Origin of the sequence: Streptomyces sp. NPDC127595 (assembly GCF_042671685.1) — a bacterium.
Lineage (GTDB): Bacteria > Actinomycetota > Actinomycetes > Streptomycetales > Streptomycetaceae > Streptomyces.
Genome location: NZ_JBHXWK010000008.1, coordinates 171810 through 193761 on the forward strand (window position 1 = coordinate 171810; position 21952 = coordinate 193761).

General features: G+C 70.0%; 22 protein-coding genes and 1 pseudogene. 16 read left to right on the forward strand and 7 right to left on the reverse strand.

Annotated elements, in window-relative coordinates; genetic code table 11:
- Positions 1-166: 166 nt before the first annotated feature.
- From ACFVKT_RS25635 to ACFVKT_RS25695, 13 genes are all read left to right on the forward strand, one after another.
- The gene (locus ACFVKT_RS25635; RefSeq protein WP_385735315.1) at positions 167-1555 is read left to right on the forward strand and encodes a hypothetical protein; all 1389 of its coding nucleotides are present in this window, start codon (positions 167-169) and stop codon (positions 1553-1555) included.
- Between the two features lie 165 nt (positions 1556-1720).
- Positions 1721-2293 carry a GNAT family N-acetyltransferase gene (locus ACFVKT_RS25640; protein ID WP_385735317.1) on the forward strand — a complete coding sequence of 191 codons (573 nt, stop codon included), beginning with the start codon at positions 1721-1723 and terminating at the stop codon, positions 2291-2293.
- A 162-nt stretch (positions 2294-2455) separates the two neighbouring features.
- Complete coding sequence (locus tag ACFVKT_RS25645; protein ID WP_385735700.1) at positions 2456-2539, forward strand: putative leader peptide; 84 nt, start codon at positions 2456-2458, stop codon at positions 2537-2539.
- 136 nt (positions 2540-2675) lie between these two features.
- Positions 2676-4367, forward strand: a complete 1692-nt coding sequence (locus ACFVKT_RS25650) for a nitrite/sulfite reductase (protein ID WP_385735319.1) — start codon at positions 2676-2678, stop codon at positions 4365-4367.
- Positions 4364-4543: a hypothetical protein gene (locus ACFVKT_RS25655; RefSeq protein ID WP_385735321.1), complete on the forward strand. Its 180-nt coding sequence runs from the start codon at positions 4364-4366 to the stop codon at positions 4541-4543. Before ACFVKT_RS25650 ends, ACFVKT_RS25655 begins: the two co-directional genes overlap by 4 nt.
- A complete protein-coding gene (locus tag ACFVKT_RS25660) occupies positions 4540-5250 on the forward strand; it encodes a phosphoadenylyl-sulfate reductase (protein WP_385735323.1) in 711 nt (236 codons plus the stop codon). Before ACFVKT_RS25655 ends, ACFVKT_RS25660 begins: the two co-directional genes overlap by 4 nt.
- Positions 5247-5813 (forward strand): adenylyl-sulfate kinase, encoded by a 567-nt coding sequence (gene cysC, locus ACFVKT_RS25665; RefSeq protein WP_385735325.1) that lies wholly within the window; start codon positions 5247-5249, stop codon positions 5811-5813. The genes ACFVKT_RS25660 and cysC overlap by 4 nt, the downstream gene beginning before the upstream one ends.
- On the forward strand, positions 5810-6745 hold the full coding sequence (gene cysD / locus ACFVKT_RS25670; protein ID WP_385735327.1) for a sulfate adenylyltransferase subunit CysD: 936 nt from the start codon (positions 5810-5812) through the stop codon (positions 6743-6745). Before cysC ends, cysD begins: the two co-directional genes overlap by 4 nt.
- Positions 6746-6747: 2 nt before the next feature.
- Positions 6748-8103, forward strand: coding sequence for a sulfate adenylyltransferase subunit 1 (locus ACFVKT_RS25675; RefSeq protein WP_385735329.1), 1356 nt, complete (start codon positions 6748-6750; stop codon positions 8101-8103).
- A 230-nt stretch (positions 8104-8333) separates the two neighbouring features.
- Complete coding sequence (locus tag ACFVKT_RS25680; RefSeq protein ID WP_385735331.1) at positions 8334-9443, forward strand: aliphatic sulfonate ABC transporter substrate-binding protein; 1110 nt, start codon at positions 8334-8336, stop codon at positions 9441-9443.
- Positions 9444-9479: 36 nt separating this feature from the next.
- Positions 9480-10268, forward strand: coding sequence for an ABC transporter ATP-binding protein (locus ACFVKT_RS25685; protein WP_385735333.1), 789 nt, complete (start codon positions 9480-9482; stop codon positions 10266-10268).
- Positions 10255-11157, forward strand: coding sequence for an ABC transporter permease (locus ACFVKT_RS25690; RefSeq protein WP_385735334.1), 903 nt, complete (start codon positions 10255-10257; stop codon positions 11155-11157). Before ACFVKT_RS25685 ends, ACFVKT_RS25690 begins: the two co-directional genes overlap by 14 nt.
- A 7-nt stretch (positions 11158-11164) precedes the next feature.
- Positions 11165-11902, forward strand: coding sequence for a sirohydrochlorin chelatase (locus ACFVKT_RS25695; RefSeq protein WP_385735702.1), 738 nt, complete (start codon positions 11165-11167; stop codon positions 11900-11902).
- An 11-nt stretch (positions 11903-11913) separates the two neighbouring features.
- Here the strand turns inward: ACFVKT_RS25695 and ACFVKT_RS25700 are convergent, their stop codons facing one another.
- Entirely contained in the window at positions 11914-12516 is a 603-nt protein-coding gene (locus tag ACFVKT_RS25700; protein WP_385735336.1) for a TIGR03086 family metal-binding protein, read from the reverse strand.
- Positions 12517-12594: 78 nt separating this feature from the next.
- Entirely contained in the window at positions 12595-13605 is a 1011-nt protein-coding gene (locus tag ACFVKT_RS25705) for a ketopantoate reductase family protein (protein WP_385735337.1), read from the reverse strand.
- Between the two features lie 39 nt (positions 13606-13644).
- Between ACFVKT_RS25705 and ACFVKT_RS25710 the strand changes: the two genes are divergently transcribed.
- Positions 13645-14484 (forward strand): aldo/keto reductase, encoded by an 840-nt coding sequence (locus tag ACFVKT_RS25710; protein ID WP_385735339.1) that lies wholly within the window; start codon positions 13645-13647, stop codon positions 14482-14484.
- Positions 14485-14513: 29 nt separating this feature from the next.
- Here ACFVKT_RS25710 and ACFVKT_RS25715 read toward each other — a convergent pair whose 3' ends face one another.
- On the reverse strand, positions 14514-15071 hold the full coding sequence (locus ACFVKT_RS25715; protein ID WP_385735341.1) for a DUF1697 domain-containing protein: 558 nt from the start codon (positions 15069-15071) through the stop codon (positions 14514-14516).
- Positions 15072-15298: 227 nt separating this feature from the next.
- On the opposite strand from ACFVKT_RS25715, the gene ACFVKT_RS25720 reads away from it, so the two are divergent.
- Entirely contained in the window at positions 15299-17569 is a 2271-nt protein-coding gene (locus ACFVKT_RS25720) for an MMPL family transporter (RefSeq protein WP_385735343.1), read from the forward strand.
- On the opposite strand, the pseudogene ACFVKT_RS25725 reads toward ACFVKT_RS25720, so the two are convergent.
- The 4 genes and pseudogenes from ACFVKT_RS25725 to ACFVKT_RS25740 all read right to left on the reverse strand — a co-directional run.
- Positions 17570-17866, reverse strand: a pseudogene (locus ACFVKT_RS25725) (glycosyl transferase); the annotation flags it as partial.
- Positions 17821-19098, reverse strand: coding sequence for an ABC transporter substrate-binding protein (locus tag ACFVKT_RS25730; protein ID WP_385735345.1), 1278 nt, complete (start codon positions 19096-19098; stop codon positions 17821-17823). The pseudogene ACFVKT_RS25725 and the gene ACFVKT_RS25730, both read right to left, overlap by 46 nt.
- A complete protein-coding gene (locus ACFVKT_RS25735) occupies positions 19098-19931 on the reverse strand; it encodes a carbohydrate ABC transporter permease (protein WP_385735346.1) in 834 nt (277 codons plus the stop codon). Before ACFVKT_RS25735 ends, ACFVKT_RS25730 begins: the two co-directional genes overlap by 1 nt.
- Entirely contained in the window at positions 19928-20869 is a 942-nt protein-coding gene (locus ACFVKT_RS25740) for a carbohydrate ABC transporter permease (protein WP_385735348.1), read from the reverse strand. The genes ACFVKT_RS25735 and ACFVKT_RS25740 overlap by 4 nt, the downstream gene beginning before the upstream one ends.
- 204 nt (positions 20870-21073) lie before the next feature.
- On the opposite strand from ACFVKT_RS25740, the gene ACFVKT_RS25745 reads away from it, so the two are divergent.
- Positions 21074-21937: a phosphotransferase enzyme family protein gene (locus ACFVKT_RS25745; RefSeq protein WP_385735350.1), complete on the forward strand. Its 864-nt coding sequence runs from the start codon at positions 21074-21076 to the stop codon at positions 21935-21937.
- The last annotated feature ends 15 nt before the right edge of the window (positions 21938-21952 follow it).

Sequence of the window (21952 nt, forward strand, 5' to 3'; positions counted from 1 at the left end):
AATGGGGGTAGCGGGCGTCCACCGCGTACGTATTTCGTCGGTGTCTTCCGGTGTATGTGACCTGGCCCGTGGGTCTCTGCCGTAGCATCCCCTCACAGGCCACCCCACCCGCCTCTCCGTCAACGCACCGAGTGCGAGAGGCAGTTGGCCTGACTCGGGAGGACGCATGAAGCAGCGCGGCAGGCATCGTCGTCGTAGGAGAGGTCAGGCGCTGCGGGCCACACTGGCCGGAACCGCCCTCGCACTCACCGCGGCAGCCACCCTGATCAGCGCCTCCCAGGCCACCAGCAGCGGCAGCCCGGGCGCGCTGACCCCGCTCACCTCCTCCGCGCACACCGCACAGCTCCGCCTCGACGAGAACCTGGCCGGCCAGGGCACGCTTGACACGCTCACCCGGCGTATGGGCGGGAACGTAGGCGTCGCCGCCGTACTGGACAGCGCCGACCACTCGATGCGGAACGAGGACGACTGCGCCGGCTCCGAGCGCGCCGCACTGCCCGTCGAGCCGGCCGCCACGCGCGCGTACTGCTGGGACAGCGCCGACGCGACGGCCCGGCAGTGGCTGCCACGGTCCGTCACGACCTCCGGGGACGCCTACGAGGACGGCACCTGGGGCGAGCGCCGGGTGATCCTGGCCGGCTGGACGCACCAGGACCAGCAGGCCGCCGACGATCCCCGGACGGGCGAGCCGACGCAGGACGAGGGCCTCGCCAGGATCGCCTTCATCGACACGACCGACCCGCACGCCCTCACGTACCGCTATGCCCTGCTCGTCGTGCCGCAGGACGGCGGGAAGGACTTCGAGGCGGTCCGCTCCCGGCTGGGCGGCATGGTCTGGTACCAGGACAAGCTGATCGTCACCGCCCGCAACGGCACCGCCCTGCTCGCCTTCGACATGCGCCGCATCCTCGAGACCGACGTGAACAGCGGTGCGATCGGCAGGGTGAGCGGCGGCTACTCGGCGGACGGCTACCAGTACGTCCTGCCGGCCATCGCCTCGTACGACCTGGCCGGCGGCTCGTGTACGACGGGCGACGACCATGCAGTCCCCTGCTTCGGCTCGCTCTCCCTGGACCGCACCTCGACCCCGGACAGTCTGGTCGCCACCGAGCTGTCCACCCCCGACAGCACGGACCGCGCCCGCGTCTGGCGCTATCCGTACAGCGCCGCGGCCGACCGCACCGGCCTGCTCGCCGCCGACTCCAAGGGCCGTGTCGACGCGGCCGAGGTCTTCGAGACGAAGGCCACCGGAGTGTCCGGCGTCCTCTCGCACCGGCCGGACGGCGCGCACGAGGCCCAGTGGTATGTCGTCCAGACACCGGCCGGCGACACCAGGCCCGCCACCCTCTGGCGCCAGACGGACACCGACGCCGCCGCGGCCACGTGCACCACGGACCTGTCGTACGCCTGCTGGGGCCTGGACACCGCGTCCCTGTCCTACTGGCAGGAGACGGACGAGCTCTGGACGCTGACCGGCGCGACGGGCACCGGCACGGCCGCGGCGCGGGTTCTGTACGCGGTTTCGCTGCCCTCGGTCGACGGCTCGCTCGAATAGGGGCGCCCCCGCGGCGGCGGGCGCGCGACGGCAGGCACGCGCGGCGGGCACGCGACCGCGTGCACGCGACGCCGAAGCGACCGGGCAAGGCCGCTTCGGATGCGGGCCCGGCCGGGCAAGGGGCCGCTTTGGAGGCGGCCTCACCCCCGTGATTCCCTGGCTCGCATGAGCAACGTCACCGTGACCACCTGGTCCCTCGAACAGACGGCGCCGACCGACCTGCTCCCTGCGGTCGCGCCCGACGGGGACGTCCGGATCGTCCGCGCCGAGGTCCCCTCGCCCGAGTTCAGCAGGTTCCTGTACGCGTCGGTCGGCGGGGACATCCGCTGGACCGACCGGCTCGGCTGGTCGTACGAGCGGTGGCAGGAGCTCCTGGACAAGCCGGGCGTGGAGACCTGGGTCGCATACGACCGGGGGACGCCCGCCGGGTACGTGGAGCTCGCCCCGCAGGACGACGGTGTCGTGGAGATCGCCTACTTCGGGCTGATCCCCGCCTTCCGGGGGCGCCGGATCGGCGGGCACCTCCTCTCCTACGGTGTCGCGCGTGCCTGGGACCTGGCGGAGCGCCTGCCGGAGCGGGCGGAGACCAAGCGGGTCTGGCTGCATACATGCAGCAAGGACGGGGAGCATGCGATGGACAACTACCTGCGGCGTGGTTTCAGGCTCTTTGACACCAAGGTGACGGAGGAGCCGGAGGGGGCCGCGCCCGGCCCGTGGCCGGGGGCGCGAGCCGTCTGAACAGTCGCTGACCTGCGGCGTCATGGGATCTTGCCGGGCCCCGGGCGGGCGTAGAGCCTGGTCATGTGACCGACAACATCTCCGTCTCACGATCCGGGACCAGGGTGTCCACATGATGGATGACGGTGGACTGTCCCGAGACCCTCATGACACGCTTCCGTCATGTCTGGAACTGGGATTGCCTTGGTGAGTCGGCGGCACGTCGACCTCGGCCGCGTATCCAGCGCCATCTGTCCGGTGGGCTGACAGCCCCGGCACAGCCGGCATTTCCCGTTTGCCTCCCCCTGCGCAATGAGGCGCACGTACTTCCGTATGTGCACGTTCACGCAGGCGAGGGCCGCTCTCCTTCCTGTCCCCCGCAGTCCCGAAGGACGTATCGACCATGGCCGCCACCCCGCAGAATCCCGCCGCGCCCCGCCGCAAGGTGAGCCGTCACCGCGGCGAGGGTCAGTGGGCCGTGGGTCACTTCACCCCGCTCAACGGCAACGAACAGTTCAAGAAGGACGACGACGGTCTCAATGTGCGGACACGCATTGAGACGATCTACTCCAAGCGGGGCTTCGACTCGATCGACCCCAACGACCTGCGCGGGCGGATGCGCTGGTGGGGCCTGTACACCCAGCGCAAGCCCGGGATCGACGGCGGCAAGACCGCGATCCTGGAGCCGGAGGAGCTGGACGACAAGTACTTCATGCTGCGCGTGCGCATCGACGGCGGGCGGCTGACCACCGAGCAGCTCCGGGTCATCGGCGAGATCTCGCAGGAGTTCGCGCGCGGCACCGCCGACCTCACCGACCGGCAGAACGTGCAGTACCACTGGATCCGCATCGAGGACGTCCCGGAGATCTGGGAGCGCCTCGAAGCGGTCGGGCTGTCCACGACCGAGGCCTGCGGTGACACGCCCCGCGTCATCCTCGGCTCGCCCGTCGCCGGGATCGCCGAGGACGAGATCATCGACGGCACGCCCGCCATCGACGTGATCCACCGCCGGATCATCGGCAACAAGGACTTCTCGAACCTGCCCCGCAAGTTCAAGTCCGCGATCTCCGGCTCACCGCTGCTCGACGTGGCGCACGAGATCAACGACATCGCCTTCGTCGGCGTGAACCACCCGGAGCACGGCCCCGGCTTCGACGTCTGGGTCGGCGGCGGCCTCTCCACCAACCCCAAGATCGGCCAGCGCCTTGGCGCCTGGGTCCCGCTGGACGAGGTCCCGGACGTCTACGAGGGCGTCATCTCCATCTTCCGTGACTACGGCTACCGGCGGCTGCGCACCCGCGCCCGCCTGAAGTTCCTGGTCGCCGACTGGGGTATCGAGAAGTTCCGCCAGATCCTGGAGGACGACTACCTCAAGCGGAAGCTCGTCGACGGCCCGGCGCCCGACCAGCCCGTCGCCCGCTGGCGCGACCACGTCGGCGTGCACCGGCAGAAGGACGGCCGCTTCTACGTCGGCTTCGCACCGCGCGTGGGCCGCGTGGACGGCGCCACCCTCACGAAGATCGCCGAGCTGGCCGCCGCACACGGCTCGGGCCGCCTGCGGACCACCGTCGAGCAGAAGATGATCGTCCTCGATGTGGAGCAGGAGCAGATCGACTCGCTGGTGGCTGGGCTTGAGGCGCTCGACCTCAGGGTCAATCCCTCCCCCTTCCGGCGCGGCACGATGGCCTGCACCGGTATCGAGTACTGCAAGCTCGCGATCGTCGAGACCAAGGCGCGCGGGGCCTCCCTGATCGACGAACTCGAGCGCCGTATCCCCGAGTTCGAAGAGCCGATCACCATCAACATCAACGGCTGCCCGAACGCCTGCGCCCGTATCCAGGTCGCGGACATCGGTCTCAAGGGCCAGCTGGTCCTCGACGGCGAGGGCAACCAGGTCGAGGGCTTCCAGGTGCACCTGGGCGGCGCGCTCGGTCTTGAGGCCGGTTTCGGCCGCAAGGTCCGTGGTCTGAAGGTCACTTCGGACGAGCTTCCCGACTATGTCGAGCGCGTCCTCAAGCGGTTCCAGGAGGAGCGCGAGGACGGCGAGCGATTCGCCACCTGGGCCACGCGTGCCAGCGAGGAGTCGCTGACATGAGCGAGCGAGCCGCCCCTTTCTACTGCCCCTACTGCGGTGACGAAGACCTTCGTCCCAGCGAGCAGGGCCACGGCGCGTGGGAATGCGCGGCGTGCAATCGGGCCTTTCAGCTGAAGTTCCTCGGGTTGCTGTCCCGGGGTCTGCAGCGGAGTGACGGTGGAGGGGCAGAGATATGACGACGATTCAGGAAGAGCGCACGGACGAGGACTTGAGGAGCCTCGCCGAGCAGGCGGGCCGCGACCTGGAGGACGCGTCCGCCCTTGAGATCCTCCGGTGGGCGGTCGCCACCTTCGGCGAGGGGTTCTGCGTGACCTCCTCCATGGAGGACGCGGTGGTCGCCCACCTCGCCTCCCGCGCCCTCCCCGGAGTGGACGTCGTCTTCCTCGACACCGGCTACCACTTCCCGGAGACCATCGGCACCCGGGACGCCGTAGAGGCCGTGATGGACGTCAACGTCATCACGCTCACCCCGCGCCAGACGGTCGCCGAGCAGGACGCCGAGTACGGCCCCCAACTGCACGACCGCGACCCCGACCTGTGCTGCGCACTGCGCAAGGTCAAGCCCCTTGAGCAGGGGCTCACCAAGTACAGCGCCTGGGCGACGGGCCTGCGCCGCGACGAGTCCCCGACCCGGGCGAACACCCCGGTCGTCGGCTGGGACGAGAAGCGCCGCAAGGTCAAGATCTCCCCGATCGCCCGCTGGACGCAGGACGACGTGGACACGTACGTCGCCGAGCACGGCGTGCTCACCAACCCGCTGCTGATGGACGGTTACGCCTCCGTGGGCTGCGCACCCTGCACCCGCCAGGTCCTCGAGGGCGAGGACGCGCGCGCCGGACGCTGGGCCGGCCGCTCCAAGACCGAGTGCGGGCTGCACGGATGACCATCACAGAGACTCTGGAGAAGCAAGTGACGACCGGAGCCACCATCTGGCTCACGGGTCTGCCGAGCGCCGGCAAGACCACCATCGCGTACGAACTCGCCGGGCGGCTGCGCGAGGAGGGCCACCGTGTCGAGGTGCTCGACGGCGACGAGATCCGTACGTTCCTGACGGCGGGCCTCGGCTTCAGCCGCGCGGACCGGCACACGAACGTGCAGCGCATCGGCTACGTCGCCGACCTGCTCGCCCGCAACGGCGTGAAGGCCCTGGTTCCGGTGATCGCGCCGTACGCCGACAGCCGCGAGGCGGTGCGCAAACGTCACCAGGTCAGTGGGGCGGCGTACATCGAGGTGCATGTCGCGACGCCGGTCGAGGTGTGCAGCGAGCGCGATGTGAAGGGGCTGTACGCCAAGCAGGCGGCGGGCGAGATCTCGGGGCTCACCGGGGTCGACGACCCGTACGAGGAGCCCGAGTCACCCGATCTGCGGATCGAGTCGCACACCCAGACCGTGCACGAGTCCGCGGCCGCGCTGCATGCGCTGCTCACCGAGAGGGGTCTCGCATGACGACCGTCGTGACTGCCTCCCAGGGGACCGGCAGCCCGTACGCCCTTTCTCATCTGGACGCCTTGGAGTCGGAGGCGGTGCATATCTTCCGCGAGGTGGCGGGTGAGTTCGAGCGGCCGGTGATCCTGTTCTCCGGCGGCAAGGACTCCATCGTCATGCTGCACCTGGCGCTGAAGGCCTTCGCGCCCGCCGCGATTCCCTTCACGCTGCTGCACGTGGACACCGGCCACAACTTCCCCGAGGTACTGGAGTACCGCGACCGTGTGGTCGCCGCACATGGGCTGCGCCTCCATGTGGCCTCCGTCCAGGACTACATCGACCGCGGTGTGCTGCGCGAACGCCCCGACGGGACCCGTAATCCGCTGCAGACCCTGCCGCTGACGGAGAAGATCCAGTCCGAACGCTTCGACGCCGTCTTCGGCGGCGGACGCCGCGACGAGGAGAAGGCCCGCGCCAAAGAGCGGGTCTTCTCGCTGCGCGACGAGTTCTCCCAGTGGGACCCCCGCCGCCAGCGCCCCGAACTCTGGCAGCTCTACAACGGCCGCCACGCACCCGGCGAACACGTCCGCGTCTTCCCCCTCTCCAACTGGACCGAACTGGACGTCTGGCAGTACATCGCCCGCGAGGGGATCGAGCTGCCCGAGATCTACTTCGCGCACGAGCGTGAGGTGTTCAAGCGGTCCAACATGTGGCTCACCGCGGGTGAGTGGGGCGGGCCTCGCGAGAACGAGACGATCGAGAAGCGGCAGGTGCGCTACCGCACCGTCGGTGACATGTCCTGCACCGGCGCCGTCGACTCCGACGCCACCACCCTCGACGCCGTGATCACCGAGATCGCCGCCTCCCGGCTCACCGAGCGCGGCGCCACCCGCGCCGACGACAAGATGTCCGAGGCCGCGATGGAAGACCGCAAGCGCGAGGGGTACTTCTAGACATGACCAGCACCACCGAACCCACCGAGCCCCTGTCGGTCGAGCAGTTGTCGGCGACCACCCTGCTGCGCTTCGCCACCGCGGGCTCCGTCGACGACGGCAAGTCCACCCTCGTAGGACGACTGCTGCACGACTCCAAGTCGGTCCTCACCGACCAACTGGAAGCCGTGGAACGCGTCTCCGCCAGCCGCGGCCAGGACACCCCCGACCTGGCGCTGTTGACGGACGGCCTGCGCGCCGAACGTGAACAGGGCATCACCATCGACGTCGCCTACCGCTACTTCGCCACCGCGCAACGCCGCTTCATCCTGGCGGACACCCCGGGGCACGTGCAGTACACCCGCAACATGGTCACCGGCGCCTCCACCGCAGACCTGGCCGTCGTCCTCGTGGACGCCCGCAACGGCGTCATCGAGCAGACCCGCCGGCACGCCGCCGTCGCCGCCCTCCTGCGCGTCCCGCACGTCGTCCTCGCCGTCAACAAGATGGACCTCGTCGAGTACAAGGAGTCCGTCTTCGCGGCGATCGCCGAGGAGTTCACGGCGTACGCCTCCGAGCTGGGCGTCCCGGAGATCACCGCGATCCCGATCTCGGCGCTCGCCGGCGACAACGTGGTGGAGCCCTCCGCGAACATGGACTGGTACGGCGGTCCGACGGTCCTGGAGCACCTGGAGACGGTGCCGGTCAGCCACGACCTGGCGAGCTGCCACGCCCGGCTGCCCGTGCAGTACGTGATCCGCCCGCAGACCGCCGAGCACCCGGACTACCGGGGTTACGCGGGCCAGATCGCGGCCGGCACCTTCCGCGTCGGCTCCCCGATCACCGTCCTGCCGTCCGGGCGTACGTCGACGATCGCCGGGATCGATCTGCTGGGCACGCCGGTCGACGTGGCCTGGACCCCGCAGTCGGTGACCCTCCTCCTCGCTGACGACGTCGACATCTCGCGCGGCGACCTGATCGTGCCGACCACGGACGCGCCGCCGATCACCCAGGACGTCGAGGCGACCGTCTGCCATGTCGCCGACGCGCCTCTGGTCGTCGGCCACCGCGTGCTGCTCAAGCACGGCACCCGCACGGTCAAGGCGATCGTGAAGGACATCCCGTCCCGGCTGACCCTCGACGACCTGTCCCTGCATCCGCACCCCGGACAGCTCGTCGCCAACGACATCGGCCGCGTCAAGATCCGTACCGCCGAACCGCTGCCGCTCGACTCGTACGCCGACTCGCGGCGCACCGGCGCGTTCATCCTGATCGACCCGGCCGACGGCACCACGCTGACCGCGGGCATGGTCGGCGAGTCGTTCGCCTCGCCGGAGCCGGTCAAGTCCGAGACCGACGACGACGGTTGGGACTTCTGACATGAGCCTCAGGGACTTCTACTCCACGTTCGCGAAGGAGGGCGGCCGCGTCGGCAGCGGCGCCCTCGGCAGCGGGCAGGGCGGAGTCGCGCGATGTGCGCGATGACGTACGCGCACCGCTTGCGCGCCCCGTCCCCCCACCCGACGTCGCGGACGCGACGAAGACCTGTCGACCTTCCCGGCCACGAACCGAACCCGTGACCGCCGGGCCAACGAGGGGAATACCTCCCGTGCCTGCCATCCGCTCAGCTTCAGTGAAGCGCGGCCTCGCCCTGATAGCCGCCTTGCCCCTCCTCACCCTCGCCGCCTGCGGCTACGGTTCCGACTCCAAGGACGAGGGCACCTCGAAGGTCGCCGCCGGCGCCGAGAAGATCGACGGTCTCGACTCCGTGAAGATCGGCTACTTCGGCAACCTGACCCACGCGACCGCACTGGTGGGCAACCAGAAGGGCTTCTTCCAGAAGGAGCTCGGTGCCACCAAGGCCGAGTACGCGATCTTCAACGCCGGTCCCTCCGAGATCGAGGCGCTGAACTCGGGCTCGATCGACATCGGCTGGATCGGCCCCTCGCCGTCCATCAACGGCTACACCAAGTCCAAGGGAACGGACCTGCGCATCATCGGCGGTTCGGCCTCCGGCGGTGTGAAGCTGGTGGTCAACCCGGACAAGATCAAGAACCTGGCGGACGTCAAGGGCAAGAAGATCGCCACCCCGCAGCTCGGCAACACGCAGGACGTGGCGCTGCTGAACTGGATCTCCGACCAGGGCTGGAAGGTCGACGCGGAGAGCGGCAAGGGCGATGTGTCGGTCGTCCGGACGGACAACAAGGTCACCCCGGACGCCTACAAGAACGGCTCCATCGACGGCGCCTGGGTGCCGGAGCCGACCGCGTCCAAGCTGGTCGCCGAGGGCGGCAAAGTGCTGCTCGACGAGGCGGACCTGTGGCCGGACAAGAAGTTCGTGATCACGAACATCATCGTGTCGCAGAAGTTCCTCAAGGCCCACCCGGACGTCGTCGAGGCCGTGCTGAAGGGCTCCGTCGCGACCAACAAGTGGATCAACGCCAACCCGGACGAGGCGAAGGCCTCCGCGAACGCGCAGCTCAAGATCGACTCCGGCAAGGAGCTTCCGGCCGACGTGATCGACCCGGCGTGGAAGTCCATCCAGTTCATCAACGACCCGCTGGCCTCCACGCTCAACGCCGAGGCCGACCACGCGGTGAAGGCGGGTCTGCTGGAGAAGCCCGACCTTGCCGGCATCTACGACCTCACGCTGCTCAACAAGGTCCTCAAGGCCGAGGGCGAGAGCCCGGTCGACGACGCCGGTCTCGGCGTCAAGTAAGCCCGGTCCCCGATGAGTTCCCAGGAGGTGACGACCATGGCCACCACGATCGCCAAGGCTGCCGACGGCGCCGAAGCGGTGGAGCACGCCGCCCGTATCGAGCACGTCTCGAAGTCCTTCGCCGGGCCCGCCGGGCAGCAGCTGGTCCTCGACGACATCACCCTCGATGTCGCGCCGGGCGAGTTCGTCACCCTCCTGGGGGCCTCGGGCTGCGGCAAGTCGACGCTGCTGAACCTGGTGGCGGGGCTCGACGCCCCGTCCACCGGCAGCATCTCGACGAACGGCCGCCCGGCCCTGATGTTCCAGGAGCACGCGCTCTTCCCCTGGCTGACCGCGGGCAAGAACATCGAACTCGCCCTGCGCCTGCGGGGTGTTGCCAAGACCGAGCGGCGCGAGAAGGCCGAGGAACTGCTCGAACTCGTCCGTCTCAAGGGCGCGTACGGCAAGCGCGTGCACGAGCTGTCCGGCGGTATGCGCCAGCGTGTCGCGCTGGCCCGCGCCCTCGCGCAGGACAGCCAACTGCTGCTGATGGACGAGCCGTTCGCGGCTCTCGACGCCATCACCAGGGACGTACTGCACGACGAGCTGACCCGCATCTGGCGCGAGACGAGCGTGTCGGTGCTGTTCGTCACGCACAACGTGCGCGAGGCGGTACGGCTCGCGGAGCGCGTCGTCCTGCTCTCCTCGCGGCCGGGGCGAATCGCGCGCGAGTGGACGGTGGAGATCCCGCAGCCGCGCCGCATCGAGGACACCGCCGTGGCGGAGCTGTCCGTCGAGATCACCGAAGAACTGCGTGGGGAGATCCGCCGTCATGGCCAGCACTGAGACCAAGACCGACGCGGTCGCCAAGGACACCCACGATCTCGCCGGTCTGGAGGCGGGCCTCGACGCCCTGGAGAGTACCCACACGGGCCGCACCCCCTTCCGCGAGACCTTCGTCCAGAAGATCCTGCCGCCGATCATCGCCGTCGCGCTGGTGCTGTTGGTGTGGCAGGCGCTGATCACGTTCGAGGTCGTCACCGACCCGAGCAAGCTGCCCTCACCCGGCGCCGTCTGGGACCAGATCCAGCAGGCCTGGCTGGAGGGCAAGCTGCTCGGCTACATCTGGACGAGCGTCTCGCGCGGCCTGGCCGGCTTCGTCCTCGCACTCGCCATCGGTACCCCGCTGGGTCTGCTGGTGGCGCGCGTGAAGTTCATCCGCGCGGCGATCGGCCCGATCCTGTCGGGCCTGCAGTCCCTCCCGTCGGTGGCGTGGGTCCCGCCGGCCGTGATCTGGCTGGGCCTGAACAACTCGATGATGTACGCGGTGATCCTGCTCGGCGCGGTCCCCTCGATCGCCAACGGCCTGGTCTCGGGCATCGACCAGGTGCCGCCGCTGTATCTGCGCGCGGGACGCACACTGGGCGCGACGGGTCTGCGTGGCACCTGGCACGTCGTCATGCCGGCCGCCCTGCCCGGCTACCTGGCGGGCCTGAAGCAGGGCTGGGCGTTCTCGTGGCGTTCGCTGATGGCTGCGGAGATCATCGCGAGCTTCCCCGATCTGGGCGTGGGGCTCGGCCAGTTGCTGGAGAACGGCCGCAACAACAGCGACATGGCGACCGTCTTCCTCGCCATCCTGCTCATCCTGTTCGTCGGAATCGCCATCGACCTGCTGATCTTCAGCCCGCTGGAGCGGTGGGTACTGCGCACCCGCGGTCTGCTGGTGAAGAGCTGAGCCGATGATGCGCCATCAGCCGGTCCTCCTGGTCATCGCCCACGGCAGCCGCGACCCGCGGCATGCCGCGACGGTGCACGCCCTGGTGCGGCGAGTACGGGCACAACGCCCCGGCCTCCGCGTCGAGACCGGCTTCCTGGACTTCAACATCCCTTCAGTGAACGGGGTGTTGGAGTCCCTGGCGGCCGAGGGCGTACGGGACGTGGTGGCCCTCCCGCTGCTGCTGACCCGCGCGTTCCATGCGAAGTCGGACATCCCGGCGGTCCTGCGCGCCGCACCGCGCCGGCTCCGCATCCGCCAGGCGGAGGTGCTCGGCCCGTCGCCGCTGCTGCTCTCCGCCCTCGAACGCCGTTTGTACGAGGCCGGGTTGACGCCTGCCGACAGGTCCTCGACCGGGGTCGTGCTGGCCTCGGCGGGGTCCACTGACCCAGAGGCGCTCGCCGTGATCGCCGAGTTCGCGCGGGAGTGGCGGCACACCGGCTGGCGCGCCGTACGACCCGCGTTCGCCTCCGCGTCGGGGCCCCGCACGGAGGACGCAGTACGCGAGCTGCGTGAACTGGGCTGCGCCCGGGTCGCGGTGGCACGCTATGTCCTCGCGCCCGGTTTCCTGCCGGACCGCATCGCGCGGGGGGCGGCCGAGGCGGACGTACTCGCCGATGTACTCGGTCCGGCGCCGGAGGTGGCGCGGGTGCTCCTTGACCGGTACGACGAGGCTTCACTGCCGGCGTTGGCGGCGGTGGGCTGACCAGGCCGGTTTCACAGGTCCACGTTGCCCACGGCGGCCCCGCGCGGATCCCGCCCGCTCGACGCAAGTGCACGCTCGAAGGCGGGCGCGTCGATGGACACGGCCACCGGGTCGGCGAAGCCGTCGTACTGGCGGTAGAGGTCGCCGTGGGTCTCCACGACGTCCAGGACGAGCCGGCCCGCGCCGTCCGAGACGCGGAACTCCTGGCCGGTCGCCGTGGCGACGTCCCAGCCGTGCACCGCCATCTCCTTGACGATCATCGAGGCGAGTTCACCGGCCGGCATCTTCGCGCCCCCGAGGTCGACCTCGCCCTCCCAGACCGCCGGGTCGGCCCAGGCGGCGACGGCCCGGTCGAGCTGGTCGGCGTATCCCTGCGCCCAGTTGGGGTCGGCCGTGAAGTCGCGCCCGGTGAGCTCCTCGGAGAGCTGCACGCGCAGCGCCCGGTGCTCCAGTCCGTGCGAGGTGTAGAGGACCCAGTGGTTGACCAGGCTCCGGAGGTCCCACTCCGCGCAGGGGGTGGGACCGGACAGCCGGCCGGCCGGGACGCCGCGCGCGACGCGAGCGGCTTCGGCGGCGCATTCGGTCATGTACGGGTACACGCTCTCTTGGTTCATGCACCTCACGCTAGGGATGCGGCCCGCGCTCCTCTTGAACAAACGCGACACACTCGCCTGTTACGGCGTGACAGCGTCCTACGACGTGACAGCCGCGTCGGCGAGGCCCACCAGCTCCGCCAGCGGCATCGACCCCGCCTCCCGCCGCTCGCGCGCGAACGTGTTCGCCAGCCGCTGGAGCAGCTCGTTCAGCGGGGTCGGTACGCCGTGCAGGCGGCCCAGGAGGACGATCTCGCCGTTGAGGTAGTCGGCTTCGATGGTGCCGGTGCCACGGCTGAGGGACTGCCAGGAGGAGCCCGCGCCGCGTGCGGAGTCGTGCGGGTCGAAGTGGACCTTGTCGCCCCGGGCCCGCCGCTCTTCCTCCTGGCCGGCGTACGCGATCCCGGCGGCGTCGAGCACCGCCTCGCCCTCCGCGCGTACGCGTCCGAGGAGCGCGAGCCCCTCCTCGCCGGACACGACGCCGCTCACCGCCCCGATGGCGTTGCCTAGATTGCCGAGGAGCTTCGCGTACTGCCAGCGGGTCACGTCGGGCACGACCGGCGCCTCGAAGCGGGCGGTCGACTCCAGGTCGGCGGCGATACGGCGGGCCGTCTCGTCCGTGCCGTGGGGATAGCGGCCGAGGCGCAGGATGCCGCTGAGCGGGCTGCCGGGGGCGGAGACGACGCCGGGTTCGACGAAGGTGGCGGGCAGCCAGACGCAGACCCCGTACACCCGGCGGAACCGGCGCAGCGCCAGCCGCTGGCTCTCCAGCCCGTTCTGCGCGCAGACCAGCGACAGCCGCTCGGCGGCCGTACCGCCGCCCGCCACCGGGCGCGGACCCCAGACCTCCAGTGCCGCCTCGCTGTCCTGCGTCTTGACGGCGAGCACCAGTACGTCGTCGGCGCGCAGTTCCCCGAGCGCCTCGGGCCCCTCGACGGTGGGCAGCCGGTGTGTGGACGTGCCCTGCGGGGTCACGAGCCTCAGCCCGCCCTCGCGCAGCGCCGCGTAGTGCGCACCCCGCGCGACCAGCACGACCTCGTGCCCCGCCTCCGCCAGCCGGCCTCCGACGGTCCCGCCGACCGCACCGGCCCCGATGATGATGTAGCGCATGGAGATCAGCCTCGCACAGTCGTGTGTACGCTCCATCAAATGCTTGAGGAAAGATTCGAAGTCGGCGGGGAGCTGCCGGTACGACGGCTCGGCTACGGCACCGCTCAGCTGACCGGCCCCGGTTACTGGGGACCGCGCGGCGACGCCCGGGACGCGGTGGCCGTACTCCGGCGGGCCGTGGACCGCGGGGTCACGCTGATCGACACCGCCGACAACTACGGTCCGTCGATCGCCGAGGACCTGGTCGCCGAGGCCCTGCACCCGTACCCCGAGGGCCTGGTGATCGCCACGAAGGGCGGCGTCGTCCGCACCAGCGACAGCGCCTGGCACATCGCCGGACGGCCCGAGCAGCTGCGGGCGATGTGCGAGGCAAGCCTGCGGAGACTACGCCTCGACACGATCGACCTGTACCAGTTGCACCGACTGGACCCGGACGTGCCACTGGCCGAACAGCTCGGCGCGCTGGACGAGTTTCGCGCGGAGGGCAAGATCCGGTACATCGGACTGGACAGCATCACCGCCGAACAGCTCCAATCGGCACGGGAGTTGACGGACATCGCGACCGTGCAGAACCGCTACAACCTGCTCGACCGTTCGTCGGACGCGCTGCTGCGGCTGTGCGAGGCACACGGAATCGCCTTCCTCCCGTGGTTCCCCCTCGGCAACGGTTCACTGACCTCCGACCCGGTGTGCACCGAGCTCGCCGCCGAACACGGGGCGACACCGGGACAGATCGCGCTGGCCTGGCTGCTGCACCGATCCCCGACCCTCTGCCCGACCCCGGGCACGGCCTCCCTCACGCATCTGGTGGAGAACCTGGACGCGGGCACGGTCCGCCTCAGCGACGACGACATGTCCCGCCTGAACGCCCGGGGTTGACCGCACGACCTACGGCAGCGAGCGGAAGGTCACTCTGCGGCAGCGGTGAGCTCCTCCAGTTTGATGACGGTGTTCCAGTTGCGGGTGGTGGCGGTGATGTCCTTGAGGAGTCTGGGCTTGGCGAGGGCCTCTGCCAGTTTGGAGCGGCCGAGGCCGTCGGGGGTGTAGAGGTAAAGGACGCGGTCGCCCAGGCGGAACTCCTCCGGCAGGAAGGCCGTTTGGGCGACCATGGCGAAGCGCTCGGCGTCGACGGGGCCGGAGAAGTAGGTGGCGTGCAGTTGCTTGCCCTCCAGTTCGGCGGCCGGGAAGGGACACGCCTCCCGTACGGCCTTGAGGTAGGCGTGGTCGCGCACCAGGACGCCGACCGCGAAGCCGAAGTGCTTCTCGATGGCCGCCGCAAGCTCGGCGGCCAGGGACTCCTCGTCCCCGTGACCGGCGGTGAAGACGGCGTTGCCGCTCTGGAGATACGTGCGTACGCCGCCGTATCCGAGCCCCTCCAGCAGGGCGCGCAGTTCGGCCATCGGCACCTTCTTGCTGCCGCCCACATTGATCCCGCGCAGCAGCGCCGCGTACGTCATCGTCGTCATCCGCACACCATAGGGCGAGCGGCCACCCTGATCACGACCCCCGAGAAGCCCCTTTAGGTGTAGGGGCCCTCGTCCTCCGCAGTGCGGAGTCGTCGCGGTCCGCGGGGAGGAGTCCGGCCCTCGGCGGCTCACCGGACAGCACGACGAGACGCTCTTATCCGGCCCATACCTTCGTTGTAGAGGTGGCGGCAGGGGGTTGTCACCGGACACAAAGGGGCTGGCCCGTCATGGGGAACGGAGACACGAGGGTGCGGGGGATCGCCGCCCGGGCGGGCGGGTGGAGCGCCCGTCATCGTTGGGCTGCCGTCGGAATCTGGGTGCTGTTCGTCGTCCTGGCGGTGGGGCTCGGCTCGGTCGCGGGCAGTGTCGAGGTCAAGGAGAGCGACGCTCTCAAGGGCGAGACGCACACCGCCGCGAAGATAGTCGAGGACGCGGGCATCGAGGAGCCGGCCAGTGAGAGCGTCCTGATCCAGGCGAAGGACACCGGCGTCAAGGCCACGGACGCCGGGTTCCGCGGCGCTGTCGCGGAGGTCGTCTCTGCGGTCGAGGGCACCGGTGAGGTCACGGATGTGGCATCGCCGTACGACACGCGGACGATCTCGAAGGACGGCCGGAGCGTCCTCGTGCAGTTCGACATGCGCGGCGACCCGGAGACCGCGGGCGACCGCATCGAGCCGGTGCTGAACGCTGTCGAGGGGGTGCAGAAGGACCACTCGGAGCTGCGGATCGAGGAGATCGGCGGCGCCAGCATGAACAAGACCTTCAGCGACGCGTTCGGCAAGGACTTCAAGCGGGCCGAACTCTCCGCCGTACCGGTGGCCTTCGGCATTCTGCTGATCGCGTTCGGCGCGCTGGTGGCGGCGCTGGTGCCGGTTGCGCTCGCGATCAGCGCGATCGTGGCAACGATGGGCCTGATGGCCGTCGTCAGCCATGTCATGCCGATGAGTGACACGGCCGGCTCCGTGATGCTCCTCGTCGGCCTGGCCGTCGGCGTCGACTACTGCCTGTTCTACCTGCGCCGTGAACGCGAGGAGCGCGAGGCGGGCCACGACCCCGAGACCGCCCTGCGGATCGCCGCCGCGACCAGTGGCCGCGCGATCATCGTCTCGGGTGTGACGGTGTGCGTGGCGATGGCGGGCATGCTCTTCACCGGACTCGCCGAGTTCGAGGCGATGGGCCTGGCCTCGCTGATGGTCGTGGCGGTTGCCATGGTCGGCTCCGTGACGGTACTGCCGGCCCTGCTGTCGCTGCTCGGCGAGCGGGTCGAGAAGGGGCGCATCCCCTTCCTGCACCGCGCCAAGCGGCGCAGGAACGGCAACGGGGGCAAGGGCAACGGCGAGAGCCGCTTCTGGGGCGCCGTGCTGAAGGTCGTACTCGCCAAGCCCGGCCTCGCCCTCGTCGTCGCCGCCGGCGCGCTGCTGGCCATTTCCGCCCCCGCACTGGGCATGAAGACGCAGAACCTCACCCTGGACCAGGAGTTCGGCGACTCACTGCCGATCGTGGGCACGTACAACCGCGTCAACGACGCCTTCCCCGGCGGTTCCGATCCCGCCGTGGTGGTGGTCAAGGCGAACGACATCAACGCAGCAGACGTGAGGTCCGCGCTCGCCGACTTCCGTACGGAGGCGATCAGTTCGGGCGCCTCGCTCGGCCCGGTCGACATCAAGGTGCATGACGCGCAGAACGTCGCCTTCGTCTCCGTACCGCTCGTCGGAGGTTCCGATCAGGACAAGGCGGAGGAGAGCCTGGGCCTGCTGCGCGACACCGTACGGCCGGACACACTCGGCAAGGTCGACGGCGTGCAGGCGCCGATCACCGGACAGGTCGCGGGATCACACGACTTCAACGAGCAGCTCATCGGCTCGGTGACCCCGGTCTTCGCCTTCGTGGTCGTCTTCGCCTTCCTGCTGATGCTGCTCTCGTTCCGCTCGCTGACGATCGCGATCACCTCGATCGTCCTCAACCTCCTTTCGGTGGCGGCTGCTTACGGCATCCTGGTCGCCGTCTTCCAGCACGGCTGGGGCGCGTCGCTGGTGGGCGCGGAGGGCGTGGGCGCCATCGTCACCTGGCTGCCGCTGTTCCTCTTCGTGATCCTCTTCGGGCTCTCGATGGACTACCACGTGTTCGTGGTCTCGCGGATCCGCGAGGCACGGCTGCGGGGCCGCGACACCAAGGACGCCATCCGGCACGGCGTGGTGACCACGGCCGGTGTCGTCACCAGCGCCGCGGTCATCATGGTCGCCGTGTTCGCGATCTTCGGAACACTGTCCATGCAGTCCATGAAGCAGATGGGTGTGGGCCTTGCGGCCGCGGTGCTCATCGACGCGACCATCATCCGCGGTGTGCTGCTGCCGGCCGTGATGGCCCTGCTCGGCGAGCGCAACTGGTACCTGCCCAAGTGGATGAACCGCCTGCCCGACCTCACGCACGACGAGTCGGCCGAGGCCGTGGCACCGCCCCGGCCGCCCTCCGTGGAGGGCGAGAAGGTCGGGGTATAGCTACACCACGGGTGCTCCACAGGTGATCGCGGGCAGCTCGGCCTCGATGAGGTCGGCTGCCCGCCGCGTTCCTCCCTCCCCCGCCATCCCGTCCTGGATCTCCGCCAGGCGGCGCGCCACCTCGGGGTCCGCGCCCAGTGCGAGAACCGCCTCCCGCAGGGGCATCGCGGTCGCTTCCTCCATCGGTAGGTGCCGGGCCACGCCGAGCGCCTGGAGCATGTCGGCGTTCTGGTCGGGGTGTCCCGTCGGGCTCATCTCTGATAGCGCGCCAGCACCAGATTCCCGTCCTCCACCAGCCGTTTTCTCAGCTCATCGAGGTCGATCGCCCCGCTGTAGTACTCCTGGAACGCGGGGGTCGCGACCTTGTCCTTCCACTCGGGGTAGCCGCGCACGGACTGGGCGGGCGCCGAGCGCAGGTGGGCGGCGAGCGCGGTGCCGGTCGCCCAGTCGTCCTTGGTGGTGTGCAGGGCGGGGTCATCAAGGGCCTCGGTGCCGGTGGGCAGCATCCAGTCGCCGAGGGCGAGGCGGACCATGTTCTTCGGCTGGAGCAGGAAGTCGATGAACTCGGCGGCCTCCTCCTTGTGCGGGCTGTCCTCGGCGACGGAGAGGGTCTGCGGGCTGACACCCTGGGCGAGGCCGTCCGCGCCGGCCGGGGCGGGCAGCACCTGCCAGTCGAAGCCCTTCGGCGCCTGCTGCACGATCTGCTGACGGTAGGAGAAGCCGAGCGGGACCATCGCGTACTTGCCGCCGAAGAACCCGGGCAGCGTGTCGGAGCCACCCATGCCGAGCGTGCTGCTCGACGCGCTCCCGTCCGTGTTCACCTCGTCGTGCACCGTCCCCGGCACCACCTCGTCGGCCGCGTCGAAACGGACCGTCACCCTGCCGTCCGCGCCCCGGTGGAACATCTGCCCGCCGGTGGACAGGGAGAGGTTGAGGGTCGCGGAGACCGGTTCCTTGAGCGGCCAGGCGACCCCGTACTTCCCCCCGCCGCTCAGTTCCTTCGCGATCGAGCGGAACTCCTCCCACGTCCACGGGTTCTCCGGTGTCGGGATGCGAACCCCCGACTCCCTGAGCCACTCGGCGTTGGCGATGAGGACGCGCGGCTCCTGGAGGAACGGCACGCCGTAGATCCCGTCCCCGAAGGTCGTCGTCTCCCAACTGCGCTGCGGGATGTCGGACTTCAGCCGGGCGGGCAGCAACTCACTCAGATCGGCGAGGTAGCCGCCGTACGCGAAGTCCGCGAGGTCGTCCGAGGCGTCATGGATGATGTCCGGCGCCTCACCGCCCTCGAAGGAGGTGAGCAGCTGGTCGTGGACGCTGTCCCAGCTCCCCTGTACGTACTCGACCTTGACGTCCGGGTGCGCGGAATTCCACTCCCGCACCAGCTCCTTGTTGGCGTCGACGGACTCCTGCTGCCAGGCGAGGGACTGGAACCGGAGAGTGATCCGTCCGTCGGAGCTGCCGTCGTCCGAGGAGCAGGCCGTGAGCAGCAGTCCCATGACCAGTGTGAGGATCCATCGCGTACGCATCAGCTCTTCACCGCCCCGGCGAGCATGCCGCCCGTGATCCGCTTCTGGATGATCGCGAAGACGACCAGCGAGGGGAGTGTCGCGAGGAACGCCGCCGCGGCGAGCGGCCCGAGGTCCGCGACCCCCTCGGCCCCGATGAAGTGCGTGAGGACGACCGGGAGCGTCTGTTTCTCCGGGGTCTTGAGGAGTACGAGCGCGAAGAAGAACTCGTTCCACGCGCTGATGAACGCGAACAGCGCCGTCGCCACGATGCCCGGCGCGAGCAGTGGCGCGGTGATGGAGATCAGGGTGCGCAGTCTCCCCGCCCCGTCGACCGCCGCCGCCTCCTCCAACTCGGTTGGCACGGCCCGTACATAGCCCACCAGCATCCACAGCGCGAACGGCAGCGCCCACACCACGTAGACCATGATCAGCCCCGGCAGCGAGTTGATCAGCCGGAGGTTCTTGAGGACCAGGAACAGCGGAATGATCACGAGCACGAACGGGAAGGCCTGGCTGACCACGACCCAGCCGGTGGCGGCCTTCGCGAGCCGCGTGCGGTGCCGTGCCATGACGTACGCCATCGGGGTCGCGATCAGTACGGCGATCACCGCCGCACCGAGCGCCGCGATCAGGGAGTTGAGCGCTGCCCGCAGCAGCGGCTGCTCGTCGAAGGCCTGCCGGAAGTTGGCGAGGGTGGGGTTCTCGGGGATCCAGGTGGGGTGCAGGCTCGCCAGTTCGCCCGGGGGTTTGAAGGCGGTGGAGATCAGCCAGAGGAAGGGGAAGGCGAGGAAGACGAGATAGCCGAGCAGCGCGAGGTACTGGCCCGCGCGGGCGCCCTTGCTGGTCCTCATGCGTCCGCACCTCCCCTCAGCCGGCCGACGAGGAAGACGGCGAGGAGGACCGAGATCAACGCCACCATCACGCATCCCATCGCCGCCGCGTAGCCGAACTGGCCGTAGCGGAAGGCCTCTTCGTACGCGAAGAGCATCGGCAGCCGCGTACGGCCGCCGGGGCCTCCGTTGGTCAGCACGTAGACCAGCGCGAACGAGTTGAAGTTCCAGATGAAGTTGAGCGCCGTGACAGCGAGCGCGACCGGTCTCAGCGCGGGCCAGGTGACCGTCCGGAAGCGGCGCCCGGCGCCCGCGCCGTCCATCGCGGCCGCCTCGTGCAGTTCGCGCGGGGTGTTCTGGAGGCCGGCGAGCAGGGCCACCGTCGTCTGGGGCATGCCCGCCCAGACGCCGACCACGATGACGGCGGGCAGGGCGGTCGCCAGGCCGCTCAGCCAGTCACGGCCGTCCCCGAGACCGAGGTCGCGCAGCGTTTCGTTGAGGATGCCCGCGTCCGGGTTGTAGACGATGCGCCACATGACGCCGACGACGACCTCGGGCATCGCCCACGGGACGATCGCGAGGGCGCGCGCGAGCCAGCGCAGGCGCAGCTCCTGGTTGAGCAGGAGGGCGAGGCCGAGCGCGAGGAGGAACTGCGGCACGGTCACCCCGACCGCCCACAGCAGGCCGATCCGGAACGAGTCCCAGAACAGCGTGTCGTGCAGCAGGTCCCGGAAGTTGAGCACCCCGATCCACTGCGTGGACCGCGTCCGCCCCGACTGTGAGTCGGTGAACGCCAGCGTGATCCCGTACAGCAGCGGTCCGACGCTGAGCACCAGGATCGGGATCAGTGCGGGCAGCACCAGGAACCAGGCGCCGTGGCCGGCGGAACGACGGTCCGCGCCCGCGCCCGCGCCGGGCGCACGCTTCGTCGACCGCCTCGTGGCGCTCGCCAATGTCACGGATTCGACTCCTTCGGGCGGCTCCTGGGGGTCCGGCCGTCCCGGCGGCCCCCGTCATCGTGCTGATGGGCTGACGCCACGTCAAGGCAGCGCGCAGCCCCCCTTCGTGGGCGTCCGACCAGTGCGAATGCAACACTGGCGGTCGTAAATGGCGTGATCGTGACGTCGTGTGCGGAAGTCGGCGAGAGCCATGGGAGGCGCGGGATGGACGAGGCAGAGGCGCGGAGCGTACTGCGCGCGGCGGACGTGCTGCCGGGGCCGGTACCGGAGGCGGCTCTCCTCGCCCTGGGCGAGAACGCGGTGTTCGCGGCCGGTGACCTGGTGGTCAAGGTGGGGCGCGATGCCGAACTCCTCGACCGCGCACGGCGGGAACTGGACATCGCGGCCTGGCTCGCCGAGGCGGGCGTCCCGGCGGTGCGGGCGGCCGGGCCCGAGGCACGGCTGGTCGACGGCCACCCGGTGACGGTGTGGCACCGGCTGCCCGATCCCGTACGTCCCGCCGAACCGCGAGACCTGGCCGAACTGCTACGGGTGGTGCACGCACTTCCTTCCCCCTCCTTCGCCTTGCCGCCCCGCGAACTGCTGGGCGGTGTGGAGCGCTGGCTGCGCCTGGCGGGCGACGCGATCGACCCCGTGGACGCGGCGTACCTGCGGGCCCGGCGCGACGGCTTCGCGACGGCCGCGGCCGAGCTGATTCCGCATCTGCCGCCGGGCCCGATCCACGGCGACGCGCTGCCCCGCAACGTCCATGTCGGCCCCGACGGACCGGTTCTGGTCGACCTGGAGACCTTCTCCGCGGACCTGCGCGAGCACGACCTGGTGGTCATGGCGCTGTCCCGTGACCGCTACGGGCTCCCGGCCGAGGCGTACGACTCCTTCACCGAGGCGTACGGCTGGGACGTCCGTGAGTGGGCGGGCTGTTCGGTGCTCCGGGGAGCACGGGAGACGGCGAGCTGCGCCTGGGTCGCCCAGCACGCGCCGGTCAACCCCAAGGCACTGGCCGAGTTCGAGCGCAGAGTGGCGTCCTTGCGGGACGGCGACGAGAGCGTGCGCTGGTATCCGTTCTGAGGAGCGCCGGGCTCG